The organism is Aeromonas sp. FDAARGOS 1418 (genome assembly GCF_019048585.1).
Classification (GTDB): Bacteria; Pseudomonadota; Gammaproteobacteria; order Enterobacterales; family Aeromonadaceae; genus Aeromonas; species Aeromonas caviae.
This window is the reverse complement of the sequence record NZ_CP077387.1, coordinates 1,898,957-1,924,088: the sequence shown is the minus strand read 5'-3', so window position 1 is coordinate 1,924,088 and position 25,132 is coordinate 1,898,957. Positions and strand designations below refer to the sequence as shown.

The window sequence follows — 25,132 nt, the reverse complement described above, 5'->3', positions numbered from 1 at the left end:
AAGCGAGCCTGGGGCTCACACTTGCCTTACTTGCTGGCCTGGTGGATCAGGGTACCTTCCGGCTCACCCATGATCACGCGGCGCAGCGCGCCCGGTTTGTTCATGTTGAACACCCGGATCGGCAGATCGTGGTCGCGGGCCAGGGTAAAAGCAGCAAGATCCATCACTTTGAGTTCTTTTTCAAGAACTTCATCATAACTCAGTTCCTGATAGAGCACGGCATCCGGGTTCTTGACCGGGTCATCGGTGAACACGCCATCGACCTTGGTGGCTTTCAGCACAACGTCGGCTTCGATCTCGATACCGCGCAGGCAGGCTGCCGAGTCGGTGGTAAAGAAGGGGTTGCCGGTACCGGCAGAGAAGATCACCACCTTGCCGGCGCGCAGCTGGCTGATGGCTTCGGCCCAGCTGTAGGAGTCGCAGACCCCTTGCAGGGAGATGGCCGACATCAGGCGGGCATTCACATAAGCACGATGCAGGGCATCACGCATGGCCAGGCCGTTCATGACGGTCGCCAGCATGCCCATGTGGTCACCCACCACGCGATTCATGCCTGCCTTGGCAAGGCCGGCACCACGGAACAGGTTGCCGCCACCGATGACCAGACCGACCTGAACACCCAGCTCAACCAGCTCTTTGATCTCTTGGGCCATCCGTTCCAGCACCGCCGGATCAATGCCGAAACCCTCGGATCCTTGCAGGGCTTCACCACTCAACTTCAGAAGAACACGTCTGTATGCAGGCTTGGGATTGGTACTCATGTCACTGATTCCTGGTCATATAAAGACCGCGACATAAGTCGCGGTCTGGGGAAACGGAAAAACCGGTTCGATTAGGCCTTCTGAGCGGCCGCGATCTGGGCTGCTACTTCAGCAGCGAAGTCGGTCTCTTGCTTCTCGATGCCTTCGCCCACTTCGAAACGGGTGAAGGAAACAACGTCAGCGCCTTCTTTCTTCAGCAGCTCGGCAACGGTCATGGAAGGATCTTTCACGAACGGTTGACCAGTCAGGGAAACCTCACCGGTGAACTTCTTCATGCGGCCTTCAACCATCTTCTCGGCGATCTCTTTCGGCTTGCCGGAGTTGATGGCGATGTCGATCTGGATTTCGCGCTCTTTGGCAACGACTTCAGCAGACACGTCTTCCGGTTTGACGAATTGCGGGCTGTTGGCAGCAACGTGCATGGCCAGATCTTTGGCCAGCTCGTCGGTACCGCCAACCAGCTTGGTGATAACACCGATGCGGGAGCCGTGAACGTAGGTGCCCAGGTTGTCACCTTCAACCAGCATCACGCGACGCAGGTTCATGTTCTCACCGATCTTGGCGATCAGGTTGGTGATGGTCAGCTCGACGGACTCGCCGTTACCGAAGTCGGCGGCTTTCAGCGCGTCAACGTCAGCGATTTTCTGGGTAGCAGCGATCTCGACGATCTTCTGACCCATGGCCAGGAAACCGGCATCCTTGGAAACGAAGTCAGTCTCGCAGTTCAGCTCGATCATGACGGCAACGTTGCCTTCGGTACGGGCGAAGATCACACCTTCAGCGGCGATACGGCCAGCTTTCTTGGCGGCCTTGGCCTGACCGGATTTACGCATGTTCTCGATAGCCAGCTCGATATCACCGTTGGCTTCTTCCAGCGCTTTTTTGCAATCCATCATGCCAGCGGCGGTGCGCTCGCGCAGTTCTTTTACCAGGGCGGCAGAAATGTTTGCCATGTCCAGTATCCTCGGTCTTGAATTGACAAGAAACAGGGGCCACAAGGGCCCCTGCTAACCAATTACATCAGCTTGGTTAATAAGGGCTTTTCAGTCCTTATCAATTACTCAGCTTCAACGAAGCCATCTTGTTCGGCTTGAACAACGATGTCCTGCTCGCGGGCTTCCAGAACGGTGTCAGCAGCAGCGTTCAGGTACAGCTGTACGGCACGGATAGCGTCGTCGTTACCCGGGATGACATAGTCAACGCCGTCCGGGTTGGAGTTGGTATCAACGATGGAAACTACCGGGATACCCAGGTTGTTGGCTTCTTTGATAGCGATGTGCTCGTGGTCGGCATCGACAACGAACAGAACGTCAGGCAGGCCGCCCATGTTCTTGATACCACCCAGGCTCTTCTCCAGCTTTTCCATTTCGCGAGTACGCATCAGCGCCTCTTTCTTGGTCAGCTTGTCGAAGGTACCGTCTTCGCTCTGGGTTTCCAGATCTTTCAGGCGCTTGATGGACTGACGAACGGTTTTCCAGTTGGTCAGCATGCCGCCCAGCCAGCGGTGGTTAACATAGAACTGGTCGCAACGCTCAGCGGCTTCTTTGACGGCTTCAGACGCGGCACGCTTGGTACCTACGAACAGTACCTTGCCTTTCTTGGCAGCTACGGAGCTGATGAAGTTCATGGCATCGTCAAACATCGGAACGGTTTTTTCCAGGTTGATGATGTGAACTTTGCTGCGGGCGCCGAAGATGTAGGACTTCATTTTCGGGTTCCAGTAACGAGTCTGGTGACCGAAGTGAACGCCGGCTTGCAGCATGTCGCGCATAGAAACTTTAGCCATTTTATACCTCTGTATTGGGGTTAGGCCTCCACACATCCCATATAACCGACCCGTTAAGGCACCCCGGCATATGTGTCGATGTGTGTGTGTTGTTGAGTAAGGGTGATGGCATGAGGACACGAGTTCCCCATTCCGGCGCGCTTTATACCATAACTTTGGTCATGACACCACCAGCCCGGGTGCTAAAAATGGATCCCGGACCATGGTGCGACCGCCTGATGACGTTGCGATGACGATCACACTGGAAGTAAACGGGGGTTGGGGATAAAATTTCGCCCTGATTGCAAACGCATCTATTTTTCATTACCTGGTTGTTGGGCATCGGCAGGATGCGCAATCAGGCCCCAAGAGAGATCCCATGTCCATTAAAATCAAGACACCGGAAGAGATTGAGAAAATGCGTGTCGCCGGTCAGCTGGCCGCCGACGTGCTGGTCATGATCGCCCCCCACGTCAAGGCGGGCGTCACCACAGACGAACTGAATACCCTCTGCCACGACTACATCGTCGACGTGCAACAGGCCATCCCCGCGCCGCTCAATTACCACGGCTTCCCCAAGTCCATCTGTACTTCGGTGAACGATGTCATCTGCCATGGCATCCCGAACCACAAAAAGCTGCGGGAAGGGGACATCATCAATCTGGACATCACCGTCATCAAGGATGGCTATCACGGCGATACCTCCGCCATGTTCATCGTGGGCCAGACCACCCCCCTGCGCCGCCAGCTCTGCAAGGTGGCCCAGGATAGCCTCTATGCCGCCATCAAGCGGGTGCGCCCGGGCATGTGCATCACCGAGATCGGCGCCGTCATCCAGCCCATCGTCGAGCAGGCAGGCTTCTCCGTGGTACGCGACTACTGCGGCCATGGCATCGGTGCCGAGTTCCACGAAGAGCCGCAGATCCTCCACTACCGCAACGGCGGCAAGCTGGAGCTGAAAGCGGGCATGTGCTTCACCATCGAGCCCATGGTCAACAGCAAGAAGTACCACTGCAAGGTCAATCCGAAGGATGGCTGGACCGTCACCACCAAGGACGGCGGCGACTCCGCCCAGTGGGAGCACACCCTGCTGGTGACCGAGGATGGCTGCGAGGTCCTGACCCTGCGCCCCGACGACACTATCGAGCGTTTTATCCGCCACGTTTGACATTCAACCCCGGCCGCGCGCCGGGGTTGCTCTTTACCCGGCCCGACCGAGAGTGTGACATGCCATGGATGCCAGCCTGCTTTCTCCCCATCTGCTACCAGACGATCAGCTCACCCGTGACAACTGCAAGGAGTACCTGAGCCGCTTTCTCGCCTGGCTGCATGAGCGCTTCGACGCCGGTGACAACATCATCGAACTGGTGGCCACCCGCTCCGAATACATGGACGCGCTGCTGACCAGGCTCTGGCACAAGTTCGGCTTCGACAGGACCGAGCTCACCCTGATCGCGGTAGGCGGCTATGGCCGCGGCGAACTCCATCCCCACTCCGATATCGACCTGCTGATCCTCTACGAAGGAGATGAACTGGACGAGGTGCTGGGGCTTCGCATCGGCGAGTTCATCACCCTCTTATGGGATCTCAAGCTGGAAGTGGGGCAGTCGGTGCGCAACGTGGCCGAGTGCATCGAGCAGGGCCGCAACGACATCACGGTTGCCACCAACCTCATCGAGGCCCGTTACATCACGGGTCGCCTGGCGGGATTCGAGCAGTTGCAGGCGGCCACCCAGCCCCAGCACTTCTGGCCGAGCGAAGCCTTCTTTCGTGCCAAACGCGAAGAGCAGGCCCTGCGCCACCAGCAGTTTCTCGGCACCGCCTACAAGCTGGAGCCGGATCTCAAGAACAATCCCGGGGGCCTTCGCGACATCCAGACCCTGGCCTGGGTCGCCCGCCGCCACTTCGGCGCCACCACCCTGTTCGAGATGACCAGCCACGGTTTTCTCAACCGGGCCGAGTACCGGGAGCTGCTCGACTGCCAGAACTTCCTGTGGAAGGTGCGCTTCGCCCTGCACATGGCCATCAACAAGGGGGACAACCGCCTCTTGTTCGACCGCCAGCGTACCGTGGCCCAGATGCTGGGGTTCGAGGGCGAGGGCAACGGCCCGGTCGAGCAGATGATGAAGCGCTTCTACCAGACGGTGCGGCGGGTGGCCGAGCTCAACGAGATGCTGCTGCAACTCTTTGACGAGGCCATTCTCGGCAACACCGCCATGGACGTGCGCCGCATCAGCGACGAATTCCAGCTGCGCGGCCGCCTCATCGATGCGGTGGACTCCGAGCTGTTCGGCCGGGATCCTGCCGCCATCCTGCGACTCTTCTACCAGATAGCCCAGCACCCGGAGATTGCCGGCATCCACTCCGCCACCTTGCGCCAGTTGCGCGAGGCCAGACGCACCCTCAACTGCTGGCTGCAAGATCTACCCGAGTGCCGCCGTCTCTTCATGGCGCTCCTGCGCCACCCCAACGGCATCGGCCAGCCGCTCACCCTGATGCACAAGTACGGGATCCTCGCGGCCTACCTGCCCCAGTGGAACCTCATCGTCGGCCAGATGCAGTTCGACATGTTCCACGCCTACACGGTGGACGAACATACCCACAGGCTGCTGCAGAACATCCATCGCTTCCCGAATCCGGCCAGCCGCCAGACTCACCCGCTCTGCCACGAGGTGTTCACCCAGTTGCGCAAGCCCGAGCTGCTCAGCATCGCCGCCCTCTTCCACGACATCGCCAAGGGCAGGCGCGGCGATCATTCCGAACTCGGGGCCGTGGATGCGCTGGAATTCTGCCAGTTGCACGGGCTGGATCGCTACGAGAGCCGACTGGTCGCCTGGCTGGTGCGCCATCATCTGCTGATGTCGGTCACCGCCCAGCGCCGCGACATCTACGACCCGGATGTGGTCACCGACTTCGCCCAGAAGGTGCGGGATGAATTGCACCTCGACCTGCTCTATTGCCTGACCGTGGCCGACATCTGTGCCACCAACGACAGTCTGTGGAACGACTGGAAGGGCACCCTGCTGCGCGAACTCTACTTCGCCACCCAGAAGGCCCTGCGCCAGGGGTTGGAAAACCCGCCGGACATGCGCCTCAAGATCCGTGAAAACCAGCGCCAGGCCAGGCAGATCCTGACCCAGCGCGAGGTGCCACAGGAGGCTGTCACCGCCCTCTGGAACGACTTCAAGGCCGATTACTTCCTGCGCCACAGCCCGGAGCAGATCGCCTGGCACTGCCGCAAGATCATCGCCCACGGTGACAACCCGGCCCCCCTGGTGCTCATCGGCAAGCATCCCATACGGGGCGGTAGCGAGGTGTTCATCTATTGTCGCGATACCCCCAACCTCTTTGCCACCGTGGCCTCGGCACTGGATCAGAAGAACCTCAGCATCCACGACGCCCAGATCATGAATTCGCGCAACGACTATGTGCTCGATACCTTCATCGTGCTGGAACCGAACGGCGAGCCCATCAGCCCCAATCGTACCGCCACCATCAAGAAGGCGCTGGAGAAAGCCCTTCAGGAGCCGGGCAAACTGGTACTGCGCAGCAAACCCCTGTCCAGACGCCACCGCCAGTTCAGCGTGCCGACCAGGGTGGTCTTCCTGCCCCACAAGGGGGAAAACCGCCACACCCTGCTGGAGCTGACGGCCCTGGACACTCCGGGCCTATTGGCCCGTATCGGTGCCGTGTTCCAGCAGTGCGGCCTCTCCCTCCATGCCGCCAAGATCACCACCATCGGTGAGCGGGTGGAGGACTTCTTCAGCCTCACCACCCTGGCCGGAGAGCCGCTGAACCCGGAGGAGCAGCAAGCCCTCGAGGAGAGGCTGGTCAATCAGCTCAACCCCCAGGAACCCGTTGGCGAGAGTGCCTGACACGCTCGGATGAAGCCTCGAAAGAGGCTTTTTGACGTATTGATTCCTCAATCAGAACAAATGGTTGGACCACTCAAGTACAATAAATCGCCCTGATTCTGAAGAAATCGGCGAGAGCCCTTAAAAACGATTGGAAAAGTGTGATACAACAAACAGAATTTTATAAAGGAAACCTGTCATGACCCAGTTGCAACAGACCATCGAAGCGGCCTTCGAGCGCCGTGACTCCATCACCCCCGGCTCCGTCGATGCCGCCACCAAGGCCGCCATTCTGGAAGCCATCGACCTGCTGGACTCCGGCAAAGCACGGGTTGCCGAGAAGATTGCCGGCGAGTGGGTCGTCCACCAGTGGCTGAAGAAGGCCGTGCTGCTCTCCTTCCGCATCAACGACAACGGCATCATCAAGGGCGACGATGCCCAGTACTACGACAAGGTTCCCCTAAAGTTCTCCAACTACACCGAAGAGCAGTTCAAGGCTGCCGGTGTTCGCGTCGTGCCGCCCGCGACTGCGCGCAAAGGCTCCTTCATCGCCCCGAACACCGTGCTGATGCCCTCCTACGTCAACATCGGCGCCTTCGTCGATGAAGGCACCATGGTCGACACCTGGGCCACCGTGGGCTCCTGCGCCCAGATAGGCAAGAACGTGCACCTCTCCGGCGGCGTCGGCATCGGCGGCGTACTGGAGCCACTGCAGGCCAACCCGACCATCATCGAAGACAACTGCTTCATCGGTGCCCGTTCCGAAGTGGTGGAAGGGGTGATCGTGGAAGAGGGCTCCGTCATCTCCATGGGCGTCTTCATCGGCCAGTCCACCCGCATCTATGATCGCGAAACCGGTGAAATCCACTACGGCCGCGTCCCGGCCGGCTCCGTGGTCGTTTCCGGCTCCCTACCCTCCAAGTGTGGCAAGTACAGCCTCTACGCCGCCGTCATCGTCAAGAAGGTGGATGCCAAGACCCGCGCCAAGGTCGGCATCAACGCCCTGCTGCGCTCCATCGACGAGTAATCCACGCCAATGTCATCAAGGGCACCTCTGGTGCCCTTTTTCATGCCCGCTCTCATGGGTGGGCACCAACTCCCCTGCCCCACCATCACTGCACACCCCCATGAGACGATACCGCTTATGGCAGTGCTGACAAGGCGTTCACCCCTCCCCCTTGGCTCGTTGATTAAAGAAGACCCTTTTGACGCCAATTTGAATTTGGCGCGCCTGTCACAGGCAAGGCGTCCGGACTCGGGTAAGATAGAGGGGTCAGGATCGTTTCAAACCAAGGAAGCCCGATGTACGAGAATCTCAAGAGCCTGGGGATCCAGGAACCCACCTCGGTGGACAGCTACACCCTGCGCCAGGAAGCCAACCACGACATCCTCAAGATCTATTTCAAGAAGCAGAAGGGTGAATTCTTCGCCAAGAGCGTCAAATTCAAATACCCCCGCCAGCGCAAGACCATGCTGGTCGACTCAGGGACCCATGAGTACAAAGATGTCACCGAGATCAACGCCAACCTCAAATACGTGGTGGATGAGCTGGACAATCTGACCCAGGGCGGCCAGCCTTCCGCCGATCCGGACATCAAGCAGAAAATACTGCGCGACTTGCGTCATCTGGAAAAGGTGGTGCAGAACAAGATCAGCGAGATAGAACGGGACCTCGAAAAGCTTTAAGCCGGTCTGATGCAGCAAAGGCGCCCAGGGGCGCCTTTTTCATTGGGTCACACCATGCTGGCGCCGTCAGGAAAGCCCCCGCACATGTCCCGCCACCAAACGCAACCCAGCAAAAAGGGAGGCTTGCGCCTCCCTTTTCGGAACTCGGATATCGGAGCGACAATCAGTTGCTCTTCATCCAGATGTCCATTTCAGTTTTCAGGTTGTCGGACTTGGTGCCGAAGATGGCTTGTACACCGGAACCCGCCACCACCACACCGGCGGCACCCAGCTTCTTCAGACCAGCCTGGTCAACCTTGGCCACATCCTTCACACCGACACGCAGACGGGTGATGCAGGCGTCCAGAGAGGCGATGTTCTCTTTGCCACCGAAGGCGGAGACCAGTGCAGCAGACATCTCGTCCTTGCTTTGACCGGCAGAGGACTCTTGGGCAGCTTCGTCTTCACGACCCGGGGTTTTCAGGTTCATGGCACGGATGACCACGGTGAAGACCACGTAGTAGATGACCGCGTAGACCAGACCCAGACCCACCAGCAGCAGCATGTTGTCGGCACGCGGAGATTGCACCACGAAGTCGATGAAGCCGTTGGAGAAGGTGTGACCGTGAACGACACCCAGCATGTTGGTCAGCACGTATGCCAGACCGGCCAGCAGGGCGTGGATGGCGTACAGAACCGGGGCCACGAACAGGAAGGAGAATTCGATAGGCTCGGTGATACCGGTCAGGAAGGAGGTCAGGGCAGCAGAAGCCATGATACCTACGATCTTGGCGCGGTTTTCCGGCTTGGCGGAGTGCGCAATGGCAAACGCGGCAGCAGGCAGACCGAACATCTTGAACAGGTAGCCACCCGCCAGCTGACCGAAGCCGTTGCCGGCAGCACGGGAAGCGTCATCAGCAGTCAGGAAGCAGGTCATGATGCCGTGTACGGTTTCACCGGCGGCGTTGACGCAGGTACCAGCCTGATAGAAGAACGGCACGTTCCAGATGTGGTGCAGACCGAACGGGATCAGGGAGCGCTCAACCACGCCGTAGATACCGAAGGCCAGGACCGGGTTCTGGTTGGCAGCCCAGTCGGAGAAGGCACCGATGGCACCACCAATCGGCGGCCAGATGAAGGAGAGCACGACACCCAGACCGATGGAAACAAAACCGGTGATGATGGGCACGGCGCGCTTGCCAGCGAAGAAGCCGAGGTACTCTGGCAGCTGGATCTTGTAGAAGCGGTTGAACGCCCAGGCAGCCACGCCACCGGCGAGGATACCACCCAGCACACCGGTATCGATCTTCTCGACACCCATCACAGGCGCCATCACAGTCAGGGTGGCGGTCATGATGCCGTAGCCGACGATGGCGGACAGGCCGGACACACCGTCGTTATTGGTGAAGCCAAGGGCGACGCCCACGGCGAACAGCAGAGCCATCTGGCCGAATACGGAACCACCGGCCTGCTCCATCAGTTGGGAGACGATTTCCGGCAACCAGCTGAAGTGGGCAGCACCCACCCCCAGCAGAATACCTGCAACGGGCAAGACCGATACGGGCAGCATCAGCGCCTTACCGACCTTTTGCAGATTAGAGAAAGCATTTTTTAACATGTGTGCGCTCCTGAATGGATTTTTTTTCCGACAACGACTCAGGGCAGTTTATTGATAACGATGTGCTTCATTCGTCACTGCGCCAAGTGCGTTTTCCGGGTTGCTTATTTTGACCAGCAGAATATAACCCAGCGGGGGTGGAAATGCCTCTGTCGGAAACAAGGGAATAATAAATTTGGAGGAGAGATCACAAGATAATAAATAAGCAGAGAGGGGACTATCTTGAATATTATTTCGTATTGTTATAGCTTCGCCGCAAAAAGAAATAAACCACTTCAAAATAAATCACAAAGAAACCAAACAATACCCAGCGATACTCACTGTAACTAAATGTAACTTATTGCGGATTTATATTATCCAGTCTACCGATTAAAAAGGCCTCCAACAAGGGAGGCCTCCAATAAATATCGGTTTTAATAAACCGAGATATTTAGTTCTTCTGTGAACGTTTCACTGCATCAATAAAGACCGATTTCGCCTTGGTTGAACCGGCACGCTCGGCTTCATTCACGAGCTGCATCGCCTTGTCGATGTCACCGGCCTTCACCGCTTTCTCGATCTGGGCGTTGTAGAAGCTCTCGGTCTCGCTCAGCATGGCGGGAGCCGGCTTGCTCGGCGCTGCGGCAACGGCTGCCGTGGTGGCCGCCGTCGCAGCCACCGCAGTGGTAGCAGGCTTGGCCTGGCTCATCGCCACCTTGTCGGCGTATTCAGGCTTGAACACGGCTTCCAGGCCTTGTCCCTTGGCCATGTCCGTGACCTTTATCTGTACCAGACCCCAGGGCGAATGGGGGATCACGGGGTCCTTGATATCCGGCTCGACCGTGCCGTTGGCACGGGCAAAGGCCTTGGCGGGGTGCAAGATGGTGGTGCTGCCCGCCGTCTCGTTGGCCGGCGCATAGACCACCATATAGGTTTCAGTGGCGGGATTGCCCGGCATGCTGCGGTCCACAAACACACGCCCCTCAATCCTGTCATTGTCGAGCAGGTGGGCTGGTTGATAGGCAAAGACCGACTCACCCAGCACGCGAGTCACCTTGAACTGGGCATCCAGCATGATCACCTTGGGAACCAGGACCGTCTTGCTGACCTGGGAGGCCAGGGTGATGGCCAGATTGCCGGTATTGGCCGGCAGACGATAGGCGGCAAAATAGCTCATGCCCTCGTCAAACTGATAACTGGGCTGCTTGCCGTCGATGGCCAGCAGCGTCTCGCCTTCCGGCAGGGAGACATAATTGAATTCGTTGAACCCTGTGCAACAACTGGTTGCCTGGGAGAGCGCCTGCTTGGCCTGATCGGCATTACTCAGAATGGAGGCGTGCTCCTGCACGGGCACCACCATGCTACCGGAACAACCGGCCAGCAGCGCGGTAACCATGGCCGCGATAGACATCTTTACCAGTTTCATTCTTCTTATCTCCATAACCCGGTTGCCACATCATGCGAAACAAAACTGCCCCCATAAGGGGGCAGTGACTAACTTAACTGAAGATATTGCTTACCACCAGGCTTCTGCTTGTACGCCAACCTGATAGGTGTCTTTGGAGGTGTTGCCTTCAAAGGCGTTCTGGTCTTCGGTGTTCTTCAGGTAGGTGGCGAACACGCGGATTTCCGGACGGGCCCAGAAGCTGGAGCCGGCAGACCAGGCCTGAGCCAGGGTCAGCTTGTAAGCGCCATCTTTGTCGGTGGTACCGGAAGTGGACTTGCTCTTGTCCTGGAAGTAGCCGCCTTCGAAGATGGTCTTGTTGAAGTCATCCCACTTGTACATCGGGCGAGCGACGACAGACATGGTTTCGTACTTGTCGTTGCCGTTCCACATCTCGTTGCCTACCCCGTAGACCAGCTGGTGACCCATCTCCCAGGAGTTGCCCATCGGGATGACGCCCCAGTTGATGATACGGTAGCCATCGGCACCGGCTTTGGCTTCGGCACCATACCAAGAACCGTCACCGTAGAAGGCCATGGTCTTGGAGTAGCCTTCGGTACCGTACTGCAGCACGGTCTTGTTGAAGCCACCGAAGATGCCTTGAGTCAGTTCGGCGGTCAGCATGACGCCGTTCTTCATGTTGTCGTTCTTCAGATCTTTCTGGGCGTCGGTCTCATTGACCAGGGCATACATGGCGCCCACTTCCAGAGAGCCGTCCTGCCACAGCGGGATGCCGGCATAACGCACGTCCAGGGTGTTGACGTTCAGATCTTCGTTCTTCTGGTAAACCGGATCACCGTTGCCATCTACACCAGTCTGGGTGTACTGACCGAAGACATCACCCGCGCTGCGGTCGTTTCGGACCCAGGCCAGGGAGAGCTTGCCAGGACCAGCCTGGATGCCTTCGATACCGGCGCCAGCACCGGAGATGTTCCAGTAGTAGAAGTCAGAGATGTGGATGTCGTGACGTTGGTAGAAACGCTTACCGGCCCACAGGGTGGCTTCCGGCGCGAAGCCCAGCAGCCCCTTGGCTTGCACGTTGAACTGACGCAGGGCGAAGTCGGAGTCGCCGTTGCACTGCTTGGCATCGAAGTTACAGACGGTGCCGGTACCTTCCCAGTCGTTGGAGCCGTTGGACGCCATGGCGAACATGGAGTCTACGTAGAAAGTCTTGCCATCTTTGTTGAAGACTTCCTGACCCAGCTGGACTTCGCCGTAGGTATCATTTTCGTTACCCAGACGACCAACCTTGTTGACGTTGTATTTGACCATGTCCCCGTCACCGGAAACACCGACACCGGAACGGAAGTAGCCGTGGAAATCAACGGCGAAGGCGGCTTGGGAAGCCAGGGCTGCGGTTACTGCTGCAGCGATCGGGAGCCACTTTGCTTTCATTTTCATTTTCCTTATTCCCGCTGAGAGGAGTGTGATCCTGATATTCAAGTTCTTATCACCGGAAAAACGTTTTGGTGATAACCGAGGTCGATTATATGTACCCAAATTCCCTGCAAACATGAGCTGATTCACAAAACGATGACAAATCGCACGCCACCGACAACCAAGGCAACAAAATATCAATAAATTTGCATTTGTTGGTTCAAATCACCCATTAAAAGCACAAAAAATAAAAACAACAACCAAAGAAAGCGCTTTCAAATATTAATTCGCGACGAGAGTTAAGTGATAAATCCGTGTCGCAGTAGCAAAAACATGACTGAAATCGCTTTCAATGCGGAACTTTTAATTTTTCAATTTGTCGTGGGTGATGATGAATATGGCCAACCGGTTATCATCATTGGCGAGAAAAATAACCGGACGAAAGAGAGGATATATTTGGGGGCTGAGGCGTGACGCCCCAAAAATAAAACACCCCCGTCAGCACACTCACGGAGGTGAATTTATTCTCGGGGAGAAGGGTCTGGCTACAGTCTATTTTCCCAGGTTTTCAACCAGGCCAGCGCTGCCACTTCAGGCTCATCTTCTACCGTCGCATCGATTTCCAGGCGCACAACCAGTGGCTCGGCAGCCAGCTCCTGCAACAGAGCATCCAGCGTTCGCCCCGCTCCGCAGAAGTGTTCATAGCTGCTGTCTCCCATGGCGATGAGGGCATAGCGCCATCCCTTCATATAAGGAGCACGATCGGCCAGGGCACTGGCAAAGGGTTGCAAATTGGGCGGTATATCCCCCTGCCCCGTGGTGGCGGTCACGATGAGCAGAAAGCGTGAGGCATCGATGTCGGTCAACGCCGCGTCATCGAAGATCTGGCAGACATGGCCATTGGCTTGCAGGTGGTCACAGAGGGTCTCGGCCACCAGCATGGCAGAGCCGTAGACGGTGCCGACCAGGATGTCGATCTCGGCCATCAGCGACTCCTCAGGGACAGATATTGGACCCGGCAAGACCGGGATGGGTAGGAAGAGCCCCCTTGAACAGACGGGGGGTACGCGATTGCGCAGGCGATATCTCGTTGAGCCATAAGTCATTCCTCTGACGTACCTGGGCTACAGCATGCCACAGCCCGGTCAGAGGCAACAGATGGAAAGAGGCTCAGGCGCCGTAGTCTTGCTCGCTGGCAGGCCAGCCCAGACGGGCGAACAGACCCAGCACCTCGGGGCCCAGGGGCGCCTGGATCCGCATCGGCACCTTGAGCACCGGATGCTCGAAGCTCAGACGGTGCGCGATCAACAGCAGGCGGTCGCACCCATAGTGCTCGCGAAAGAACCGGTTGTGCCGGCCATCCCCGTGGGTGGTATCACCAACGATGGGGTGGAACAGGTGATCCAGATGGCGGCGCAGCTGGTGCTTGCGCCCCGTCTTGGGAAAGAGGCGGACCAGGCTGTAGCGACTGGTGGGATGCTTCTTGGAGACGGCGAAGGGCAGCTCGACCTGATGCAGACGACGAAACGCGGTCACCGCCTCCTGGGCGGGGCGATCCGGGTCGCTGAAGGCATCGGCAATCTTGTCCAGCTGCTCCTTGAGCGGATAGTCGATGAGCCCCTCTTCGGGGGCCCATCCCCGCACCAGTGCCAGGTACTCCTTGTGGACCTGACGGGCAGCAAAGGCCTCGGTCAGGGTACGGGCCACGGCAGGATCGAGAGCAAACAGCAGCACACCCGAAGTGGGCCTGTCCAGTCGGTGCACGGGGTAGACATGACGACCACCGATCAGATCCCGGGTCATCTGCATGGCGAAACGGGTCTCGGCCTTGTCGAGCCAACTGCGGTGCACCAGGAGACCGGACGGTTTGTTCACCGCCACCAGCCAGTCATCCTGATAGAGCAGAGTCGGCTGCAAGGCATCCGCTGTCCGGGTCTGCTCGTCCATCATTGTTCGACCACTTTGCCGGAGAGCAGCAGATCGAAACGGGCGATCAGACGAAGCAGGGCCTCGACCTCCGCCAGCTCCTCTTTATAGACCTCACTCGCCATGGGATAGAGGGAGACGCTGGTCGGCAGCGGAGCCTGCAGCAGCACCAGTTGTTCCATGCGCGGGATCAGCACGAACTGCAGCCACTGATCGAAACTCAGGGTATCGACACAGAACGGCAGCTCGCTTGCCAGCGCCTCGCTCCCCGGATGGTCGGCTTGCCAGCGTTCCAGACGTTGCAACTCGGCAGTCAGCTCTCCCAGCAGACCGGCAACCAGCAGATATTGATTCATCTCGCTCACTTCCTCATCGCGGGCCCGGTCTGCGACGGGGCCCCACTCAATACGGCCATCAAAAAGGGGCGCTACTATACACCGACCCCGCAATGGCTGCCATGTTGCCGTCACCTTCATACCCTGCATCACCGCCTCTGGCTATCTGGTGCAGCCCCCTTATAATCGCCCCCATTATCTTCAAGCGGGATCTCTTCATGTCTTCCATCAACACCCTGACCGAGTTTCTGACCCAGGCCGATACCCAGTTCCAGCTGTTCGATCTGGGCCGCCAGGTGCGCTCGCTCCCCAGCGACCTCTTCGTGCGCATCGAGCAGCAGCAGGAGCCCTACCCCTGGCCGTTGCAGCAGCACGCCTGGCTCGGCGTGCACTTCTTCCAGCCAACCGAATCCAGGCACTACCTCTGGTTCCTCAAGTTCGCCCTCGATGAACGCGGCCTGCTCATCTCCAGCGGCCCCAAGCATTTCATGGATCAGGTGGTAGAGACTCTGGGCTACAAGCTCACCGGTGAACTGGACGAAGAGAAGGCCCAGCGTCTGGCGGACAACCCCTACACCTTCCGTCCGGCCGAGGCCAAGATGGCCAGTGTGCACGCCAAGCTGGCCCGCCAGCTGGAACAAGCCCCTTCCGCTTACTACGAGGCCCTCTGCCACTATCTGGCGGCGCCGGGGGAAGAGGGGTGGCAGGCCCTGGGACTGCAAGGGTTTGCAGATCTCGCGGAGCGGCTGCAGGTTGAACGCAACCTGGCACTGGTCTGCAAGGCCTTGCCCGTACTGCCGCAGGCCCCTCTTTACGCCCTGTGCCAGAGCCTGGAGAACGCCCCCCTGCCTCCTGCCCTGCAAGGCGCATTGCTGGAGCGCATCGGCAAGGAGCAGGAGTGCGCCGAGCCTGACCCCGAAACCCTGGCCTATCTGTGCCGGGCACTGGCCTCCTGCCTGGGCAACGGACTGCGCACCAACAAGCTGCTGACCCTGCTGCAAACCCGGCCAAGTCCCTCCCTGCTCCTCGCCATCGCTGGCCGCCTCTGGCCCGATCTGAAACACCCCGAACTGCTCGGCCTGTTTCTGGAGCAGCTCGCCCTGCAACCCACCCAGTTCTTCAACCAGGTATTTGCCGAGCTCGTCACGCTACCGGCATTGCGCAATGATATGCTGGCAAAACTGCGTGACCCCGAACGCAGCGAGGCCCTGGGTCTGGCCATCGGTCGCCTGTTCGCTTCCACCTAGGCCCGGCACGACGGCCCTGTTGCCTGAGGTGAATAGGGCCCCACACACATCACAGAAGGAACCCGCTGATGGGAGAAATGCTTGGGATCTTGCTGCTCGGCCTCGTTGGCTGGGCCTTCTGGCAACAGCGCCGCCAGGCGGAGCTGGCCTGGCAATACATGCGCCGCTACTGCCAGCACCACGACCTGCAACTGCTGTCGCTGGCGCGGACACACCGCGCCCTGGGGCACAAGCCCCTGCGCCTGCTCACCTACTACCAGTTCGAGTTCTCCAGCGACGGAGAGAGCCATTATCAGGGGCAGCTCTGCATGCAGGGGCTGCATGTCGCCGGTGTCGAGCTGCCACCCCATCGTCTCCCCTCCTAGATTTGAGAGCACGGGGGCTGGCTATACTCTTCCACAGCCCCCTTCCAAGGAGTACCGAGATGGAATTGCTCACCCATGACATGGCCGCCCTGTTTGCCCAGCTGGGGCTGGCCAGTGACGACATCAGCCAGCAGCGTTTTATCCGCGACCATCCCATCGATCGCCATACCCAGTTGCCCGACGCGCCGTTCTGGACTCCTTCCCAGGCAGGCTTTCTGCGCGATGCCCTCAGCCACGACGCCGACTGGGCGGAAGCCATCGACCAGCTGGATGTGATGCTGCGCCAGGGGACCTGATCCCCGTACTCCCGGCGGCCAGCGTTGGGTAGACGCGGAGCCGCCAATCCCCTCCCTCTCGCCACCCACGCCCTTCGCTCCGCTTTCCTGATGGACAGGCTTTGATTAAGCTCTGTGCCACTATCCACCCGCAGCAAGACGGCCGTGCAGGAGCCAAGATGTCAGCCCAAGAGATCATCCAGATAGCCAACGAACTCAGTGCCAGGGGGATCACCCCCTCTACCGCCATGGTCAAGGCCCGCCTCAGCCATCCCGTGCCCATGGCCGAGCTGCTCAAGGTGTTGAGCCAGTGGAAGCAACAACCCCAGCCCGCGTCGACAGCGCCCGCCCCCGCCAGTGCCCCCGAGGCGTCCCCCTTGGCCACGGAAAGCGTCACTCTTCAGCAACTGAGCGAGCAGCTCGCCCGGCTGGAGCAGAAGGTCGATCGCCTCACCGATCTGCTGCTCAACCAGAAGCCGGATTGACCCATCGCCATGCATATCCTCGAACTCACCTTTGAGTGCTACCGCGATACCTCCCTCGGGGAGGCCGAACGGGCCATCGTCCACTACCTCGACATGCTGCGCTATCAGGGGCAGATCCTGGGGCGGGAGTTTCCCACCAGCATGCACGAAGGCTATTTCGTCAGCCGGGTGGTCTGCCCGGAGCAGGACAGCCTGCACCCTGACAACCAGAGCGAGCTGGTCACCCTTGCCGAGCAAGGTCTGCACCAGGCGGGCCTGCTCGCCCCCAAACTCCACCTGCAAGGGGCGGATCTGCTCTCGGACAGTACGGACCCGTGCGCAGAGCAGGGGGAGCGTCCCAGCTGGATGCTGCTCTACACCAGCTTCCTGCACAGTTGCTCTCCCCTGCGCTGCGGCGACCACTTCGCTCCCATCCCGCTCTATCGGCTGCCCGCCGTCGCCAACGGTGACCACAAGCAGATCATCAAGTGGCAGGAAGATTGGGAAGCCTGCGATCAGTTGCAGATGAACGGCTCCATCGCCGAACACGCCGCCCTGCACGAAATCGGCGAGGTGGGCAGCCGCCTTCATCGCCGGGGCAGCGATCTCGCCAGACGGCTGGAGCTCCTGAGCGGCATCCCCACCTATTACTATCTCTACCGGGTAGGTGGCCTGAGCGCCGCCGAAGAGCGGGCTCGCCCCTGCCCTGGCTGTGGTGGCCCATGGGCGCTGGCCGCCCCCCTGCACGAGATCTTCGACTTCAGGTGCGAGCCTTGCAGGCTGGTCTCCAACCTCTCCTGGGACTTCAAGGAGTAGGAGCCTACCGCGCACAATGGCGCAATAAAAAGAGAGGGCCTTGCCAGGTGGCAAGGCCCTCTCTTTTGGGGCATCACTGGGGCAAGGTTTCCAGTCGCGCCAGAAAGGCCGGCAACGAGGAGGCCAGCGTCAGGCGCCGCCCGGAGTCCAGCCACTCCAGCCACACCTGGCCGCTCTCGTTATCGAGGGAGACCAGCGTCATCTCGTTGCGGGTCGTGGCAATGAAGAGTGAAGGGGATCGCTTCAACTTGCGCAGCATCAGCAGGTGGCCAATGAGGTTCTCCTTGAGCAGATCCAGATCGGCATCGTTCCACGGCAGGATGAGTTCGATGCGCAACCCCTTGAAAGAGCAGGACAGAGGGCGGCTGAACCAGTGGCCAAACAGGGCGATGGCGCTGGGATGCAGGGTCAGCTCCAGGGCGTTCGCCATGGCCGTGAAGTCGGCTGCCTGCTCCCGCTGGAACGGACGCCAGGCGACCCGCCCCTCCCTGGGTTCATCCAGCTCGCAAGGAGAGCGCCAGTCGGCCTCCCAGTCACACAGGGGCAGCCCCCGCCTTCCTTCACCATCGCGCTGCCAGCGTAAAAAGAACTGCTTCAGGGCAGACAGGACTTGATCCGACATCGATATTCCCCACAATAGCGGCCTCTGATGGCCGCAAGTACCTGATCGAAAAATCGGGCCATTGCACCATCAAACCCCTTATCAGACAAGCGTGAGCAAACCAGCATGAGCAAACAAGAGAGATACGCCGGCGCCAGTGCGCTGCAAGGCCTGAGCCTGGGGCAGCAGTCCGCCTACATCAGCCAGTACACCCCGAGTCTGCTGCAGCCCGTGCCACGCAGCCTGAACCGCGACGATCTTGGCCTGAGAGGTGAACTGCCCTTCCAGGGGTGCGACGTCTGGACCCTGTATGAACTCTCCTGGCTCAATGCCAAAGGCAAGCCCGTGGTTGCCATCGGGGAGGTCTTTGTGCCTGCTACCAGCCCGAATCTCATCGAGTCCAAGTCGTTCAAGCTTTACCTGAACTCCTTCAACCAGACCCGCTGCGACTCCCTGGAGGCGGTGCAGGCGCTGCTGGTTCAGGACCTGAGTGGCTGCGCTGGTGCCCCGGTGAGCGTCACCCTCTTCACCCTCGACCAGGCCCCCCACCAGATAGCCCAGCTGCCCGGTGAGTGCATCGACAGCCTGGATATCGAGGTGGACGGCTACGAGTTTGACGAGACCCTGCTGCAAGGGGCCGCCGGTCGCGAGATCGTGGAGGAGACCCTGCACAGCCACCTGCTCAAGTCCAACTGCCTGGTGACCAGCCAGCCGGACTGGGGATCCGTGGTGATCCACTATCGCGGCCCGCGTCTCGACCGGGAGAAGCTGTTGCGCTACCTCATCTCGTTCCGCCAGCACAACGAGTTCCACGAGCAGTGCATCGAGCGCATCTTTACCGATCTCAAGCACTTCTGCGCCCCGGAACAACTGACCGTCCATGCCCGTTACACCCGCCGCGGCGGCCTGGACATCAACCCCTTCCGCAGCGACTGGGAGCCGGTTCCAGCGAACCTGCGCCTCATTCGCCAGTAATCACCGGCGCCACCATCCTGCGGGCTGCGGCCCGCTGCGCATCACCTCAGTAAACTCTGGACGGGCGGGGGTGGGCTTGGATAACATGCCTGCACCTCCGTGCCGTTCTTAATCCAATGAATCAACTGTTTTTTCTGGCAATGATGATGTCCTCCCTGTCGGCTCCTGATCTGGATCTGGCCAAGGAGCAGTTGTCCATCGACCTGCAGCAGGCCCAGACCCTGGTGCTGACCGATCCCGCCAGATGTGCCCAGATTGCCACCTCCTTCCTCGAACGCACGGCCAACAATCCCAAGCAGATCATCAGCAACCGTCAGGAGTACGGCTATCGCGAGCCGATGCTGAACTACGGTACCGCCACCCAGACCACGGGCGCCTATCTGCTCAAGGGGGAGTGTCTGCAGCAGCTAGGGCAGTTCGCCCAGGCACAGGAGTCCTTCGAGCAGGGCATCGCCATGGCCGAGAAAGAGCAGCAGTTCGAGCTGCAGGCCCATGGGCTCTATCTGCTGGTTCGAAGCCGCAACCTGCAACAGCATACCCATGGCGCCGCGGCCCCCCTGCTCGACAAACTCGACAAACTGCTGGCCAATCCCGACCTCAAGGAGAGCCAGTTGCAGGTCTACAGCCGCTTGCTGCGCGTCAACGCCAGCATAGAGGAGCGGCAATTCGATCTCGCCAAACAGCAGCTGGCCGAGACCCGCAAATGGGCGGATCACGCCAAACAGCCTCTGGCCAGGGCCTGGACCAGCGCCGTGGGCGGGGATCTCTATCAGGCTCTGGGTCAGCCCCAGCTTGCACTGGGGGAGTACATCGAAGCACAACAGCAAGCCAAGCCCCTGCAGGATCCCCTCTTCCTCGGCCTGCTCTCGAACCAGATGGTCAGCCTCTATCAGGAAGAGCAGGAGCCACAAAAAGCGCTGCAATACGCCAGCGAGGCGGCCAACTATTTTCATGCCCTCGGCAATTCCTCCATGCTGAGCGACGCCCTGATCGTGCTCGCCCGCCTCAACCGGGATCAGGGCGAGATGAACATGGCGCTGGTCTATTTCTTCAATGCCCTCGACCTGCTGGACGAGAGCAGCAACCGTACCCGCATCGCCCACCTCAAGTTCGAGATAGGCAAAACCTACCTGCAGACCGGCAATCTCAACCTGGCGCGAAACTACCTGAACGCCGCACGCCAGTCCCATGAGCTGGGGGATGACAAGGAGTCGCTCATCGACACCCTGCTGTTGCTGGGAGAGCTGCACCTCAAGCAGCAGGAGGCGGGCATCGCCATCCTGCAGTTGGAGAACGCTCTCACCCTGGCCAACCGGATTGGGGACATCCGGCGCCAATTCGAGATCTTCCGCCTGCTCTCCGTCGCCTATGAGCAGAAGGGTTACCTCCAGCAGGCCCTGGAGAGCTACAAGAATTACCACCAGCGCAGCGAACTGGTTCGCCAGCAGCAGCTGGCGCTGGAGCAGGAGGCGGTGCGCGACAACTACGCCCAGGTGGAGCGGGTGCAACAGGTCAAGGAGCTGGAACAGCAACTCGACGCCAGCCAGCACCAGCAGGAGCGATACCTCTGGACCAGCGTCAGCACCGGGCTGCTGCTGGCACTCTTCATCTATCTGTTCTTCACCCTCTGGCTGAAACTGCGGGTCGCACGCCTTCATGCCAAACAGCTGGGAGAAGCCCTGCTGGTAGAGCCGCGCAGCGGCCTGGCCAACTGGCAGCGACTGATGAGTCGCTGGCCGCGGGAGATGGCCAAGCGCCAGCAAAAATCCGAGCGCTGGTACCTGAGCGAACGCCCCACCAGCGAATTTGACGACAAGCTGCACTACCTGCTGTTCCGGGTTCCCTTCCTGATCAACAGTCTGGAACAGCACGGCTATCAGGTCAGCCGCGAGATAGAGCAGGCCTTCGGCCGCTACGTCAACGAACTGACCCCGCAGGATGGCCGCATCTACGACCTGCGCGAAGGCCACCTGCTCTATGTGGTGCCCCAGCGCCACGTGGCCCAGTTGCATCAGCTGGCCCAGACCCTGCTCGACACCCTGGCAGCCTTCCCCTGCGAGCACCCGCTGGACAGGCGCATCAGCCTCGGCATCGTCAGTCATCCCTTCCTGCCCAAGGCGGCCATGGCCCTCGATCACCACGGCCTGTTCGATCTCTGCTACCTGGCCCTCTCGGGTGCCATTCAGCTCAGCGAAAAATGCCAGCAGAGCGTCTGGCTTGAGCTGGCCGCCATCGATTGCCAGCAGGCCGCATTTTTTAACGGAGATGTGTGGCAATGCTGCTTGATGGCAATTGACAAGGGACTGGTAAAAGTAAATTCTTCTCATGAAAAGCAATGGGTTAACTGGCTTGCGCTTTCACGGACGAAGGTTGCGGACAATCCGTGACAAAAAGGTACTCAACGGGGTCTTAGATTGGCTTTCTGTTGCTGGACGAAACAAAAACGATAATGACAACAGGGCGACCTGAAGAATGAATGATATGGCTGCCGTAACAGGACAACTGGCAAGACTCAGGGAATCCCTCCAGCAGAAACAGCAGGAGCTTGACGGCATGGCGAGCTTCTCCGATGCCGAACGCACCCGCAGTATCCAGTTCATCGGCAAGTTGATGCAAGCCTGTCGTGGCCACGATCGCGAGCTCGACAACCGGCTCGCCAAGCTCAAGCAGAAACTTGAAGGCAACCCTCCGCTCACCTCCATCGATGCCGATCTGATCGCCATCGAGAAGCTGTTGCAGCAGCACAGCCACACCATGGAAGAGTCCATCAGCCTGACCCGGGCAGCCATCGATCTCGGCAGCAAACAGCTCAAAACCATCAAGGGGTTTCCGGAAGATACCCGCCGCGCCCTCAAGGAGTTTCTCGCCAGCCCGGAGAGTTACGGCATCGGCGATCACCAGAAGAAGGTGATCCGGCTGCTGGAGTTCTACCAGCAGGCGATCAAAATCCAGCTGCTGCCGCGCAAGCCGCTGTTCCCCCCTTCGGCGGAGATCCCCACCGAGCTCTCCAGCCCGGCCCCTACCGACTCCTTTGACATCAAGGCACATGCCCAGATTTCAGACGAGTTGCAGCGTCTCATCACCGAGCTCGACTTTGCCGGCGCCGTGGGCGAGAGCCTCGCAGACATCCGCCGCCAGTTGCTCGGGGGCATCACCCCTGCCCTGCTGGCCGAAGTCTGCCTGCAGATCATCGAACTCATCATCGAGGGTACCCGGGAAGAGCGCAAAGCCTCCCAGGCGTTTCTCAGCACCCTGAACGAGAGTCTCTCCTCGGTCCATTACAGCTTTACCGAATCCCTGGATGAAGGGCGGGCGCTGCAAAATGCCGCCCATCTCAGCGGACAGGCGCTGGAGCGGGAACTCGCCGCCATCGATCGCGCCATGGCAGCCCATGACTCGCCACAGATACTCAGGGGCGCCATTTCTGAGCATCTGGACACCATCCGCCGGCTGCAGCAGGAGCGGGAGGAGATGGCCAACCGCGAGCGCCACCTGCTCACCCACCTCTCCAACATGGAAGCCAAGCTCAGGTTGATGAAGGACGAGACCGCCGAGTACAAGAAGCGGCTCACCATCCAGAAACACAAGCTCTTCCTCGACAGCCTGACCCAGGTACACAACCGGGCGGCCCTGGACGAGCGGCTCGAGCTCGAATACAAACGCTGGCTACGCTATGGCACCCCCCTGTGCCTGGCCATCATCGACATCGACCACTTCAAGCACATCAATGACAACTACGGCCACATGGCCGGCGACAAGGCATTGAAGGTGGTTGCCAAGGCCCTGCAGAACGCCTTGCGCGACACCGACTTCATCGCCCGCTTTGGCGGTGAGGAGTTCGTGGTCCTGCTGCCGAACATCAATCCGGACAAGTACCAGAAGCCGCTGGAGAACCTGCGTCAGACCATCAAGAGCATCCCGTTCCGCTTTCGCGATGCCAGGGTCGAGATCACCATCTCCATCGGTGCCACCCTGTTTCGGACCGGCGACCATACCACGGATGCGTTCGAGCGCGCCGACAAGGCGCTCTACAGTTCCAAGCACTCCGGCCGGGATCAGGTCAATCTCGCCTGAATCCGCTTTGAGGGGCGGCTAAAAAAGCGGCAAACGCACAGTCCCCCTATTCCCCTGCCCACCCCCTTGCCTCTACTATCGAACCCGAGGGATGCCAAAGCATCCCGTTTTCTCCCCAGGGAAAGCACAACGATAACAAGCGAGTGAAAGGGGAAATTATGATTACACACATCAATCCCGTGGGCAGCATGGACCTGCTGTCCCAGCTCGAGGTGGATCGCCTCAAGCAGACGGCCTCCAGCGATATCTATCAACTGTTTCGCAACTGCTCGCTGGCGGTCCTCAACTCCGGCAGCCATACCGACAGTTCCAAAGAGATACTGGAACGTTTCAAATCCTTCGATATTCACGTGATCCGGCGCGAGCGCGGGGTCAAGCTCGAGCTGTTCAACGCCCCCGAGCACGCCTTCGTCGACGGCGAGATCATTCGCGGCATCCAGGAGCATCTGTTCTCCGTGCTGCGGGACATTCTCTATGTGTCGACCCAGCTCGAGTCCAATCGTCTGGTCAACCTGACCAGCTCTACCCATATCTCCAACGTGGTGTTCGCCATCCTGCGCAACGCCAAGGCGATCCTGCCCGGCGCCGATCCCAACCTGGTGGTCTGCTGGGGCGGCCACTCCATCAACGAGGTGGAATACCAGTACACCCGGGCGGTGGGTAGCGAGCTGGGTCTGCGCGAGCTCAACATCTGTACCGGCTGCGGTCCGGGTGCCATGGAGGGCCCCATGAAGGGGGCCGCCGTCGGCCACGCCAAGCAGCGGGTGCGCAACGGCCGTTACATCGGTCTCACCGAGCCTTCCATCATCGCCGCCGAACCGCCGAACCCAATCGTCAACGAGCTGGTGATCCTGCCGGACATCGAGAAGCGGCTGGAAGCCTTCGTGCGTCTGGGTCACGGCATCATCATCTTCCCGGGCGGGGTCGGCACTGCCGAGGAGCTGCTCTACCTGCTCGGCATCATGATGCACCCGGCCAACGATCGCCAACCCATCCCCATCGTGCTGACCGGCCCGAAAGAGAGCGCCGACTACTTCCGCGCCATCGACGACTTCGTCAAGGCAACCCTGGGGGAAGCCGCCACCAGTCTCTACCGGATCATCATCGGCGATGCGCCCGAGGTGGCCCGCGTGATGAAGGAGGCGATGCCGAAGATCCGCGAATACCGCAAGTCTGTGGGAGATGCCTACTCCTTCAACTGGTCCCTGCGGATCGAGCCCGAGTTCCAGCTGCCGTTCGAGCCGGATCACGCCAGCATGGCCAGCCTGGATCTGCATCGCAACCAGCCGCCCCAGCTGCTGGCAGCCAACCTGCGCCGCGCCTTCTCAGGCATCGTCGCAGGCAACGTCAAGGAAGGGGGCATAAGGGCCATCGAGAAGAAGGGTCCCTTCAAGCTGCACGGCGACAAGGAGCTGATGCACCTGATGGACAGGTTGCTGGAAAGCTTCGTCAAGCAGCAGCGCATGAAGCTGCCGGGCAGCCAGTACGTTCCCTGCTACGAGATAGTCAAATAGTCGGGACACCACAATGCACCGGAGGGGCCCATGGGCCCCTCTTTCATTGAATGGTCTTCTACGGGGTTAGCAGGAGA

General features: G+C 59.7%; 24 protein-coding genes. 14 read left to right on the top strand and 10 right to left on the bottom strand.

Annotated elements, in window-relative coordinates:
- Nucleotides 1-26 precede the first annotated feature (26 nt).
- From pyrH to rpsB, 3 genes are all read right to left on the bottom strand, one after another.
- Nucleotides 27-761 (bottom strand): UMP kinase, encoded by a 735-nt coding sequence (gene pyrH, locus I6L48_RS09245; protein WP_010673405.1) that lies wholly within the window; start codon nt 759-761, stop codon nt 27-29.
- A gap of 71 nt (nt 762-832) precedes the next feature.
- On the bottom strand, nt 833-1,714 hold the full coding sequence (gene tsf / locus I6L48_RS09240; protein ID WP_010673404.1) for a translation elongation factor Ts: 882 nt from the start codon (nt 1,712-1,714) through the stop codon (nt 833-835).
- Between the two features lie 104 nt (nt 1,715-1,818).
- Nucleotides 1,819-2,547 carry a 30S ribosomal protein S2 gene (rpsB, locus tag I6L48_RS09235; protein ID WP_010673403.1) on the bottom strand — a complete coding sequence of 243 codons (729 nt, stop codon included), beginning with the start codon at nt 2,545-2,547 and terminating at the stop codon, nt 1,819-1,821.
- A gap of 358 nt (nt 2,548-2,905) precedes the next feature.
- On the opposite strand from rpsB, the gene map reads away from it, so the two are divergent.
- From map to I6L48_RS09215, 4 genes are all read left to right on the top strand, one after another.
- Complete coding sequence (gene map / locus I6L48_RS09230) at nt 2,906-3,694, top strand: type I methionyl aminopeptidase (protein WP_010673402.1); 789 nt, start codon at nt 2,906-2,908, stop codon at nt 3,692-3,694.
- A 64-nt stretch (nt 3,695-3,758) separates the two neighbouring features.
- Nucleotides 3,759-6,401: a bifunctional uridylyltransferase/uridylyl-removing protein GlnD gene (gene glnD, locus I6L48_RS09225; RefSeq protein WP_042015535.1), complete on the top strand. Its 2,643-nt coding sequence runs from the start codon at nt 3,759-3,761 to the stop codon at nt 6,399-6,401.
- A 178-nt stretch (nt 6,402-6,579) separates the two neighbouring features.
- Nucleotides 6,580-7,407: a 2,3,4,5-tetrahydropyridine-2,6-dicarboxylate N-succinyltransferase gene (gene dapD, locus I6L48_RS09220; RefSeq protein ID WP_010673400.1), complete on the top strand. Its 828-nt coding sequence runs from the start codon at nt 6,580-6,582 to the stop codon at nt 7,405-7,407.
- 275 nt (nt 7,408-7,682) lie between these two features.
- Entirely contained in the window at nt 7,683-8,066 is a 384-nt protein-coding gene (locus I6L48_RS09215) for a DUF3461 family protein (RefSeq protein WP_039039426.1), read from the top strand.
- 163 nt (nt 8,067-8,229) lie between these two features.
- Here I6L48_RS09215 and ptsG read toward each other — a convergent pair whose 3' ends face one another.
- From ptsG to I6L48_RS09200, 3 genes are all read right to left on the bottom strand, one after another.
- Nucleotides 8,230-9,663, bottom strand: coding sequence for a PTS glucose transporter subunit IIBC (gene ptsG, locus I6L48_RS09210; RefSeq protein WP_010673398.1), 1,434 nt, complete (start codon nt 9,661-9,663; stop codon nt 8,230-8,232).
- 430 nt (nt 9,664-10,093) lie between these two features.
- Nucleotides 10,094-11,068, bottom strand: coding sequence for a MalM family protein (locus I6L48_RS09205; RefSeq protein WP_042015533.1), 975 nt, complete (start codon nt 11,066-11,068; stop codon nt 10,094-10,096).
- Nucleotides 11,069-11,158: 90 nt separating this feature from the next.
- Entirely contained in the window at nt 11,159-12,481 is a 1,323-nt protein-coding gene (locus I6L48_RS09200) for a maltoporin (protein ID WP_119197404.1), read from the bottom strand.
- 315 nt (nt 12,482-12,796) lie between these two features.
- Here I6L48_RS09200 and I6L48_RS09195 point away from each other — a divergent pair, with 315 nt between their 5' ends.
- Nucleotides 12,797-12,937, top strand: coding sequence for a hypothetical protein (locus I6L48_RS09195; protein WP_010673395.1), 141 nt, complete (start codon nt 12,797-12,799; stop codon nt 12,935-12,937).
- A gap of 71 nt (nt 12,938-13,008) precedes the next feature.
- Here the strand turns inward: I6L48_RS09195 and I6L48_RS09190 are convergent, their stop codons facing one another.
- The 3 genes from I6L48_RS09190 to I6L48_RS09180 all read right to left on the bottom strand — a co-directional run bounded on the left by I6L48_RS09190 (nt 13,009) and on the right by I6L48_RS09180 (nt 14,745).
- Entirely contained in the window at nt 13,009-13,449 is a 441-nt protein-coding gene (locus tag I6L48_RS09190) for a flavodoxin (RefSeq protein WP_039039423.1), read from the bottom strand.
- A 184-nt stretch (nt 13,450-13,633) separates the two neighbouring features.
- A complete protein-coding gene (truC, locus tag I6L48_RS09185; protein ID WP_010673393.1) occupies nt 13,634-14,413 on the bottom strand; it encodes a tRNA pseudouridine(65) synthase TruC in 780 nt (259 codons plus the stop codon).
- Complete coding sequence (locus I6L48_RS09180) at nt 14,410-14,745, bottom strand: YqcC family protein (RefSeq protein WP_010673392.1); 336 nt, start codon at nt 14,743-14,745, stop codon at nt 14,410-14,412. Before I6L48_RS09180 ends, truC begins: the two co-directional genes overlap by 4 nt.
- Nucleotides 14,746-14,942: 197 nt before the next feature.
- Here I6L48_RS09180 and I6L48_RS09175 point away from each other — a divergent pair, with 197 nt between their 5' ends.
- From I6L48_RS09175 to I6L48_RS09155, 5 genes are all read left to right on the top strand, one after another.
- Nucleotides 14,943-15,971 carry a DUF3549 family protein gene (locus tag I6L48_RS09175; RefSeq protein ID WP_216987992.1) on the top strand — a complete coding sequence of 343 codons (1,029 nt, stop codon included), beginning with the start codon at nt 14,943-14,945 and terminating at the stop codon, nt 15,969-15,971.
- A gap of 68 nt (nt 15,972-16,039) precedes the next feature.
- Nucleotides 16,040-16,336: a DUF3301 domain-containing protein gene (locus tag I6L48_RS09170; protein ID WP_039039421.1), complete on the top strand. Its 297-nt coding sequence runs from the start codon at nt 16,040-16,042 to the stop codon at nt 16,334-16,336.
- A gap of 59 nt (nt 16,337-16,395) precedes the next feature.
- Entirely contained in the window at nt 16,396-16,632 is a 237-nt protein-coding gene (locus I6L48_RS09165) for a DUF2789 domain-containing protein (protein WP_039039420.1), read from the top strand.
- A 158-nt stretch (nt 16,633-16,790) separates the two neighbouring features.
- Nucleotides 16,791-17,096, top strand: coding sequence for a DNA-binding protein (locus I6L48_RS09160; RefSeq protein ID WP_052816317.1), 306 nt, complete (start codon nt 16,791-16,793; stop codon nt 17,094-17,096).
- A gap of 9 nt (nt 17,097-17,105) precedes the next feature.
- Entirely contained in the window at nt 17,106-17,891 is a 786-nt protein-coding gene (locus I6L48_RS09155; protein ID WP_216987991.1) for a Zn-ribbon-containing protein, read from the top strand.
- A 73-nt stretch (nt 17,892-17,964) separates the two neighbouring features.
- Here the strand turns inward: I6L48_RS09155 and syd are convergent, their stop codons facing one another.
- Complete coding sequence (gene syd / locus I6L48_RS09150; RefSeq protein WP_216987990.1) at nt 17,965-18,513, bottom strand: SecY-interacting protein; 549 nt, start codon at nt 18,511-18,513, stop codon at nt 17,965-17,967.
- A 105-nt stretch (nt 18,514-18,618) separates the two neighbouring features.
- Between syd and queF the strand changes: the two genes are divergently transcribed.
- The 4 genes from queF (at nt 18,619) to ppnN (ending at nt 25,055) form a co-directional block, all read left to right on the top strand.
- The gene (queF, locus tag I6L48_RS09145) at nt 18,619-19,467 is read left to right on the top strand and encodes an NADPH-dependent 7-cyano-7-deazaguanine reductase QueF (protein WP_010673385.1); all 849 of its coding nucleotides are present in this window, start codon (nt 18,619-18,621) and stop codon (nt 19,465-19,467) included.
- Nucleotides 19,468-19,583: 116 nt separating this feature from the next.
- Nucleotides 19,584-21,854, top strand: coding sequence for a hypothetical protein (locus I6L48_RS09140; protein ID WP_103858152.1), 2,271 nt, complete (start codon nt 19,584-19,586; stop codon nt 21,852-21,854).
- An 85-nt stretch (nt 21,855-21,939) separates the two neighbouring features.
- Entirely contained in the window at nt 21,940-23,541 is a 1,602-nt protein-coding gene (locus tag I6L48_RS09135) for a diguanylate cyclase (protein WP_216987989.1), read from the top strand.
- A gap of 158 nt (nt 23,542-23,699) precedes the next feature.
- Entirely contained in the window at nt 23,700-25,055 is a 1,356-nt protein-coding gene (ppnN, locus tag I6L48_RS09130; protein ID WP_010673382.1) for a nucleotide 5'-monophosphate nucleosidase PpnN, read from the top strand.
- Nucleotides 25,056-25,132 lie beyond the last annotated feature (77 nt).

Bases quoted from the DNA above. Each gene is read 5' to 3' on its own strand.
- pyrH (WP_010673405.1), bottom strand. From the start codon at position 761: ATGAGTACCAATCCCAAGCCTGCATACAGACGTGTTCTTCTGAAGTTG.
- tsf (WP_010673404.1), bottom strand. From the start codon at position 1,714: ATGGCAAACATTTCTGCCGCCCTGGTAAAAGAACTGCGCGAGCGCACC.
- rpsB (WP_010673403.1), bottom strand. From the start codon at position 2,547: ATGGCTAAAGTTTCTATGCGCGACATGCTGCAAGCCGGCGTTCACTTC.
- map (WP_010673402.1), top strand. From the start codon at position 2,906: ATGTCCATTAAAATCAAGACACCGGAAGAGATTGAGAAAATGCGTGTC.
- glnD (WP_042015535.1), top strand. From the start codon at position 3,759: ATGGATGCCAGCCTGCTTTCTCCCCATCTGCTACCAGACGATCAGCTC.
- dapD (WP_010673400.1), top strand. From the start codon at position 6,580: ATGACCCAGTTGCAACAGACCATCGAAGCGGCCTTCGAGCGCCGTGAC.
- I6L48_RS09215 (WP_039039426.1), top strand. From the start codon at position 7,683: ATGTACGAGAATCTCAAGAGCCTGGGGATCCAGGAACCCACCTCGGTG.
- ptsG (WP_010673398.1), bottom strand. From the start codon at position 9,663: ATGTTAAAAAATGCTTTCTCTAATCTGCAAAAGGTCGGTAAGGCGCTG.
- I6L48_RS09205 (WP_042015533.1), bottom strand. From the start codon at position 11,068: ATGAAACTGGTAAAGATGTCTATCGCGGCCATGGTTACCGCGCTGCTG.
- I6L48_RS09200 (WP_119197404.1), bottom strand. From the start codon at position 12,481: ATGAAAGCAAAGTGGCTCCCGATCGCTGCAGCAGTAACCGCAGCCCTG.
- I6L48_RS09195 (WP_010673395.1), top strand. From the start codon at position 12,797: ATGACTGAAATCGCTTTCAATGCGGAACTTTTAATTTTTCAATTTGTC.
- I6L48_RS09190 (WP_039039423.1), bottom strand. From the start codon at position 13,449: ATGGCCGAGATCGACATCCTGGTCGGCACCGTCTACGGCTCTGCCATG.
- truC (WP_010673393.1), bottom strand. From the start codon at position 14,413: ATGATGGACGAGCAGACCCGGACAGCGGATGCCTTGCAGCCGACTCTG.
- I6L48_RS09180 (WP_010673392.1), bottom strand. From the start codon at position 14,745: ATGAATCAATATCTGCTGGTTGCCGGTCTGCTGGGAGAGCTGACTGCC.
- I6L48_RS09175 (WP_216987992.1), top strand. From the start codon at position 14,943: ATGTCTTCCATCAACACCCTGACCGAGTTTCTGACCCAGGCCGATACC.
- I6L48_RS09170 (WP_039039421.1), top strand. From the start codon at position 16,040: ATGGGAGAAATGCTTGGGATCTTGCTGCTCGGCCTCGTTGGCTGGGCC.
- I6L48_RS09165 (WP_039039420.1), top strand. From the start codon at position 16,396: ATGGAATTGCTCACCCATGACATGGCCGCCCTGTTTGCCCAGCTGGGG.
- I6L48_RS09160 (WP_052816317.1), top strand. From the start codon at position 16,791: ATGTCAGCCCAAGAGATCATCCAGATAGCCAACGAACTCAGTGCCAGG.
- I6L48_RS09155 (WP_216987991.1), top strand. From the start codon at position 17,106: ATGCATATCCTCGAACTCACCTTTGAGTGCTACCGCGATACCTCCCTC.
- syd (WP_216987990.1), bottom strand. From the start codon at position 18,513: ATGTCGGATCAAGTCCTGTCTGCCCTGAAGCAGTTCTTTTTACGCTGG.
- queF (WP_010673385.1), top strand. From the start codon at position 18,619: ATGAGCAAACAAGAGAGATACGCCGGCGCCAGTGCGCTGCAAGGCCTG.
- I6L48_RS09140 (WP_103858152.1), top strand. From the start codon at position 19,584: ATGAATCAACTGTTTTTTCTGGCAATGATGATGTCCTCCCTGTCGGCT.
- I6L48_RS09135 (WP_216987989.1), top strand. From the start codon at position 21,940: ATGAATGATATGGCTGCCGTAACAGGACAACTGGCAAGACTCAGGGAA.
- ppnN (WP_010673382.1), top strand. From the start codon at position 23,700: ATGATTACACACATCAATCCCGTGGGCAGCATGGACCTGCTGTCCCAG.